The sequence below is a fragment of the Stenotrophomonas sp. STEN240 genome (genome assembly GCF_056756175.1).
Map to the genome: position 1 here is coordinate 1 of NZ_JBRRBO010000078.1, position 6,679 is coordinate 6,679.

The window sequence follows — 6,679 nt, forward strand, 5'->3', positions numbered from 1 at the left end:
GCCATGCTCGGCTGGAGCGTTACCGGTGATGCCTCTTGCCGAGCATGGCTCGGCACTACATGGCAAAGCTTTGCCGAGCATGGCTCGGCACTACAGGTTGAGGCATTCCTTGAAGGCCTCTGCCGAGCATGGCTCGGCACTACATGGCAAAGCTTTGCCGAGCGTGGCTCGGCACTACAGTTTTTGCTATTTGACGCGGCGCAGGTGTGGGCCACGCTTGTTGAACGGCGGTTGGCCGCGCCAGTAGCGGATCAGCAACCAGCCGAACAACATGCCGCCCAGATGGGCGAAGTGGGCCACGCCCGGCTGCCAGCCGGTGAAACCCAGCAGCAGCTCGATCGCACCGAACACGATCACGAAGGTGCGTGCCTTCATCGGAATCGGCGGGAACAGCAGCATCACCCGCTGGTTCGGGAACAACATGCCGTAGGCCAGCAGCAGGCCGAACACACCACCGGACGCGCCCAGCACCGGGTTGTACTCACCGGCCAAAGCCGCCACCAGCAGCTGACAAAGGCCCGCACCGACCACGCACACCATGTAATAGGTCAGGAAGCGTTTTTCGCCCCAGGTCATTTCCAGCGGCGCGCCAAACATGAAAAGCGCCAGCATGTTGAAGAACAGGTGTCCGAAGCCGCCATGCAGGAAGCCATAGCTCAACAGCTGCCACGGTTCGAAACCGGGCGAGTCGGCAAACACCTGCTGCGAGCCCAACGGCCACAGCATCAACTGGGTGAAGATGCCCGCCGTCTGCGGCAGCTGCTGCAGCAGGAACAGCACCACGTTGGCGATCAACAGCGTCTGGGTGATTTTTGGAAGGCGCGGGAACATGGTGGCATCCGGGGGAACTGGCTACATGATAGCCGCAGCGGCTAGGCTGGACCCCAGATCGCCTCGTCCAGGCTGCGCGGTGGTTTGGGCCGCTTCACCCGGCCGTTCTCCACCACCACGCCCTCGGCGCGCAGCCGCTGGCTTTGCTCGCGCCAACCGCGCGAGCCCTCCGGCATGGCGATGCGGCCATCCGAGCGCAGCACCCGGTGCCAGGGCAGCGTGGGATCGTCATTGGCACCCAGCAGGCGCGCCACCAGGCGTGCCCGTCCCGGCAAACCGGCCTTGGCCGCCACTTCGCCGTAGCCCAGTACCTGCCCGCGCGGGATGGCGCGGATGGTCTCGAGAATGCGTGCGTGTCCAGCGGCAGCCGTGGCCTCTGGCGTCAACGCTTCTTCGCCACGCCGCGGCCCACCAGCAGCACGCCGAACAGTACCAGCACCGTCCCGGCGCTTTGCCAAATCCCCATGGGTTCGTCGAGCAACCATACGCTGAGCACAATCGTGGAAACCGGCCCCAGCATACTCACCTGTGCCGCCAACGAGGAGCCGATACGCTTGACCCCGATCATGATCGCCAGCACCGGCAGCACGGTACACACCGTGCCATTGAGCAGCGACAGCCAGTAAACCGCTGGCGCGTACGCCCACAGCGCGCCCCAGGGCTGGAACAGCAGGTACTGGCCGATGCACAGCACGCAGGCGACCATGCTGGCATAGGCCGTCAGGCGTACCGCGCCGATGCGCGCCACCGCCTGACCACTGCCGAACAGATACACCGCATAGCTGAGCGCACTGGCGAACACCAGCGCAGAACCAATCAGCGTGCGCCGGCCTTCGAGCTGGATGTCATGACCGAAGGCCAGCAACACGCCCAGATAGCTGACCAGCAAGGCCGCAACCTGGGTGCGGGTCGGGCGCTGCTTGAGCACCACCAGCGCAATCAGCACCACCAGCGTCGGGCTGAGGTAGAGGATCAACCGTTCCAGCGTGGCGCTGATGTATTGCAGGCCTAGGAAATCGAGATAGCTGGACAGGTAATAGCCGCTGAAACCCAGCAGCAACACCCGCCAGCGGTCGCCCGCCGACAAGGGCTGTGCGCGGCGTGCGGCCCACATGCCCATGGCAATGAAGAACGGGAAGGCGATCATCATCCGCAATGCCAGCAAGGCGGTGGCATCGGCACCGTGTCGATAGGCCAGTTTGACGATCACTGCCTTGCCGGAGGCGGCAATGGCGCCGGTGGCAGCCAGCAGCAGGCCACTTATCAGCAGCCGCCGGGAACTGGTGGGCAGGCTGGGCGCGGCCACAGCGGCCTCGCGCGGGGATGGAACAGTCACGGTGCTACGGCATCCGGGGGAGATGGCCTTCCATTATGGGCGCTGCGGCGTTTGGGCGTGGCTGCCGGGTAGGACCAGGCAGAAGCAGAAGCACCCCGCCCCCTTGCCTAATGCAAAGGGAGGGAGTCAAAGCATTGTCCGCAACTGCAGGATCAGCCTCCTCCCTTGCACGCAGCGCAGGGGAGGATTGAGGAGGGGTGCTTCTGCTTTTGTTGTCGCTGTTGCCAGCAACCCTCAACGCATCAACACAACTTCCTCGGCCGAAGTCGGATGAATCGCCACCGTTTCCTCCAGCTGCCTGCGCGTCACCCCGGCCTTCACCGCCACCGCAAAACCCTGCAGTATTTCGTCCGCACCTTCACCCAGCAGGTGGATCCCGACCACTTTTTCGTCCTCACCTGCGCACACCATCTTGAACAGGCTACGCACCTCGCCCTGTCCCAAGGCCTGCAGCATCGGACGGAACCGGCTGTAATAGGTACTTACCGCAGGAAAGCGCTTGCACGCCTCTTCTTCGCTCAAGCCGACGCTGCCCAATGGCGGGTGCGCGAACACGACGCTGGGGATGTTGTCGTAATCAAGCCGCGCCTCGGCCCGCCCACCCAGAACCCGATCCATCAGCTTGCGCGCAGCGGCAATCGCTACCGGGGTGAGAGTTACCCGCCCGGTCACATCGCCAACCGCATAGATACCCGGCACGGAGGTGTTCTGGTAGTCATCCACCTCGATCTGACCTTTTTCGCCCAGCTTCACGCCAGCCTGCTCCAGCCCCAGACCGCGCGTGTTCGGGCCGCGCCCGGTGGCAAACAGGACGGTATCGAACAAAGTCTTTTCCGGCCCGTTGTGCAGTTGCGCGCTGATACGCCCCTCCTGACGCCGCAGGGCTTCAAGCCTGCAGCCAAAGTGCAGATCAACACCTTGCAGGCGCAGGTTCTCGGCCAGTTGGTCAGAAAGCTCGGCATCAAAGTGATCCAGCAGACGCTGCCCACGCACCAACAAGGCCACTTCGCTGCCCAAGGCGCGCAGCACGCCGGCCAACTCCACCGCGATATAGCCGCCGCCCACCAGAGCGACCCGTTCCGGCCGCGCCTGCAGGGCAAAAAAGTCGTTGGAAACACCGCCCAGCTCGGCCCCGGGCAACTCCGGCTTGAGCGGATGCGCGCCGGTAGCGATGACCAGGTGTTCGGCCCGGAATTGGGTTCCGTCCTCGCTCTGCACGGTATGCGCGTCAATCAGGTGCCCACGGCTGCTGATGCGGACCACACCGGTTTCATCCAGTCGCTGCTGATAGCTGCGATGGATGTTTGAGATGTAGTGCTGGCGTCGCTCCAGCAAGGTTGGCCAGGACAGCGCCGGCTCGGCCGGTACATCGAAGCCCATCTGCCTTGCCAGACCGATACGCTCGGCCAGGTCCGCCGCCAACCACATCGCCTTCTTCGGCACGCAGCCGACATTGACGCAGGTGCCACCCAAGGGTGCCGGCTCCAGCATCGCCACCTTGGCTCCGTAGGACGCTGCACGGAACGCTGCCGCCAGGCCACCGGAACCACCGCCCAGCACCACCACATCGTAATTGCGTGCGCTCATTGGAAACGCTCCACGCGATACGGCGCGGGGTCGATTGCAGGTGCCTGCCCGGTTATCAAATCAGCCATCAATTGTCCGCTCCCACTACTCATGCTGATACCGAGCATGCCATGACCGGCTGCTAGCCATATGTGAGCATGCCGGGGCGAGCGACCCAGGATCGGCATGTCATCCCAGGTCATCGGCCGCCAGCCATACCAGTGCTGTTCCAGTGCAGGACCCAGCGGCTGTCGCAGATACAGCTGCGCGGCCTGCTGCAGGGCACGCAGGCGGGTTGCGTTCAACCGCGCGTCCTGCCCGGAGAACTCCATCGTGCCGCCAAGCCGCATGCAATCATCCCAGGCAATGACGAACACCGAGCGGTCCTTGAGCACCACCGGTCGGCTAGGCACCTGCGGCGGACGACTGCCGGTGATGGAATAACCCTTGCCGGGCTGGATCGGGACGCGCAGGCCAAGCTGAGCCGCCAACTGCGGCGACCAGGCGCCGGTTGCCAGCACCAGTTCGCCGGCGTGCCCCGCACCGCGACTGGTCTGCATCTGTACACCCTTGGCCTGTGGCTGGATGGACAGAAGCGTGCAGTGTTCGTCAATCCGGACACCGCGGGCACGCAGCACACGTGCGAGTTCAGCGGTATAACGGTCTGGCCGCAGACTGGCATCGCCCGGAAAGCGGATCGCGCCGACCACGCCAGCGTTGAACGCGGGCTCGCTGCGCAGGTAATCGGCACCGTCGATTATTTCAGTACCGATGCCCAGCCGCAGCAGGGCATCGCACTGGGCTGCATATGCCTGGAAATTGCGCTGTTCGCGGAACACATAGTCCAGCCCCTTGTCGGCAAATTCGCAGTCCAGCCGGTAGCGCTGCACCCACTGTGCCAAGCGCTGCCGCGAATCGTTCAACAAGGCCGCGCGCCCCTGCGCACTGCGCTGCCAGTCCTGCGGATTGCAACGCGCGACAAAGCGCAGCAACCACCGCCAAAGCGCTGGATCCATCCGTGGCGGGATATACAGCGGCGCCTGCGGCGACAGCATCCAGCGCAATGCCTGCAGCGGCACGCCGGGGGCGGCCAGCGGCGGTGCATGACTGGGCGTGATGGTGCCGCAGTTGCCGTGCGAGGTGGCTCCGCCCAGCGGGCCGGCATCGATCACCCGTACCTGCCGCCCGGCGTCGGACAACGCCAGCGCGGTAGCCAGGCCGGTGGCGCCGGCGCCAATGATCACTACATCGTCGTTGCGGATTCTCACCCGCGCATTTTATGGAGGGAAGAAGATCAGCGCCGCAGTGGTGGCAATTGCAAGTAAGTGAGCGCGCGCCATACCCACTCCACCGGCCCGAACTGGAAACGACGCAGCCATACATGGCTCAACGCTACCTGCGCCGCGAACACGCCCGCAGCAAACAGCAGCTGCCCTGCACGGCCCATCTGTTCAAACCAGCCCAGTCCATAGGCATAGAAAACCAATGTGCAGATCAGGGACTGCCCGAGGTAGTTGCTCAATGCCATGCGCCCGGCCGGTGCCAACCATTGCAGGTAGCGGCTCCAGCGTACCCCCCAGGCCAGATAGCCCAGGCACATCAGCAGGCCGGCGATGGCAGTGAGCGCGTACGCTGTTGCGCCGCGCATATCGAAACGCCCCGGTGGGTTGTAGGACTGCAGATAGACGCTTGAGAACATCACCGCCAGGCCGAGCGGCAGCAGCAGCCAGCGCAGCACTGCCCAAAGTCGCCGGTAGCGGGCGGGATCGGCGATGGCACCGCTGCGCGCAAACCAGGCACCGATCAGGAACATGCCCAGTACCTGCGGCCCTACCACCAGCAACGCGCCCAGCGACGCGCCCAGATCGCGCAGACGCTGCGCGACCGCCTGTACATAGCTGCCATGTCCATAGGCTTGCCGCTGCGCTTCGATCGAGGCAACTGCGGCAGTCTGCTGCGCGCTGCTGGCATCGGCCGGGGCGAACTGCATCAACACTCCCAGCAGCAGCATCAACACCGCCGCTCCCACATAGGCCGCTGTACCCAATACCGGCAGCCAGCTGCGCGGTGCCTCGCGGAACGCCAGCAACGCAAACGACAGCAAGGCGTACGCCACCAGGATATCGCCGGACCACAGCAGCACCGCGTGCAACGCGCCGATGATCAACAAGCCCAGGCTGCGACGCAGATAGAAGCGGGTGAAGTCGCGGCCGGCACTGCTGGCACGCTGCGCCATCACCGCGAAGCCGGCACCGAACAAAAGCGAGAACAGGGTGAAGAACTTGCCCTGCACGAAAATGTAGACGAAGGCATCGGCCCAATAGTCGGCGCCCTGCCAATGCGGATCGATACCGGTGAAGGACATGTTCAAGGGCCCACTGAAGGCCTCCATGTTCATCAGCAGGATGCCGAACAAGGCAAAGCCGCGCAGCACATCCAAGGTGGCGATGCGCTCACTGGCTGCCACGGGCTGGAAAGCGGAAGTGGACAACGGCGACATCCTTCAGCAACGAGTGCGCGATTAGAGCATGCGCGCCCAGGTAGTGCCGAGCCATGCTCGGCAGGGGCTTTCCCCGCATCGGCGCCGACAACGCTGCACAGCTGTTTCCCGCCCAAGACGCGACGCTATGACTGCCTCAACGCTACCAAGTGCTTACCCCTCCCCAACCCTCCCCTTCGCTGCGCGAAAGGGAGGCAGCAAAGTCGCTGCATGCACTGCCCCTCCCCTTTGGCGTAGCCAAGGGGGAGGTTGGGAGGGGGTAGCTTCTGTTGTTGCTTGTGAAGCTGCAAAGGCCAGAACCAAAGCTCAAAGCTCAACTGCAACCCCCTCCCCAACCCTCCCCTTCGCTGCGCGAAAGGGAGGGAGCAACGCTGTAGTGGCGCCCCCAGCGCGCGCGGGGCGGGAAAGGGGGAGAGCGGTGAAGGCAAAGCACCGCCCCAAAAAAA

General features: G+C 64.3%; 6 protein-coding genes. All 6 read right to left on the bottom strand.

The genetic code is table 11. The features are described 5' to 3' along the window. Positions 1-186: 186 nt before the first annotated feature. The 6 genes from ACVOKO_RS19130 to ACVOKO_RS19155 all read right to left on the bottom strand — a co-directional run bounded on the left by ACVOKO_RS19130 (position 187) and on the right by ACVOKO_RS19155 (position 6,224). The gene (locus tag ACVOKO_RS19130) at positions 187-831 is read right to left on the bottom strand and encodes a rhomboid family intramembrane serine protease (RefSeq protein WP_346500925.1); all 645 of its coding nucleotides are present in this window, start codon (positions 829-831) and stop codon (positions 187-189) included. 41 nt (positions 832-872) lie between these two features. Then, positions 873-1,217: an MGMT family protein gene (locus tag ACVOKO_RS19135; RefSeq protein ID WP_346500927.1), complete on the bottom strand. Its 345-nt coding sequence runs from the start codon at positions 1,215-1,217 to the stop codon at positions 873-875. Continuing rightward, positions 1,214-2,137: a DMT family transporter gene (locus ACVOKO_RS19140; RefSeq protein ID WP_346500936.1), complete on the bottom strand. Its 924-nt coding sequence runs from the start codon at positions 2,135-2,137 to the stop codon at positions 1,214-1,216. The genes ACVOKO_RS19135 and ACVOKO_RS19140 overlap by 4 nt, the downstream gene beginning before the upstream one ends. Before the next feature lie 264 nt (positions 2,138-2,401). Beyond that, on the bottom strand, positions 2,402-3,754 hold the full coding sequence (gorA, locus tag ACVOKO_RS19145; RefSeq protein WP_346500929.1) for a glutathione-disulfide reductase: 1,353 nt from the start codon (positions 3,752-3,754) through the stop codon (positions 2,402-2,404). After that, positions 3,751-5,001 (bottom strand): NAD(P)/FAD-dependent oxidoreductase, encoded by a 1,251-nt coding sequence (locus ACVOKO_RS19150; protein ID WP_346500932.1) that lies wholly within the window; start codon positions 4,999-5,001, stop codon positions 3,751-3,753. Before ACVOKO_RS19150 ends, gorA begins: the two co-directional genes overlap by 4 nt. Before the next feature lie 26 nt (positions 5,002-5,027). After that, positions 5,028-6,224 carry a DUF418 domain-containing protein gene (locus ACVOKO_RS19155; RefSeq protein WP_346500934.1) on the bottom strand — a complete coding sequence of 399 codons (1,197 nt, stop codon included), beginning with the start codon at positions 6,222-6,224 and terminating at the stop codon, positions 5,028-5,030. Between the last annotated feature and the right edge of the window lie 455 nt (positions 6,225-6,679).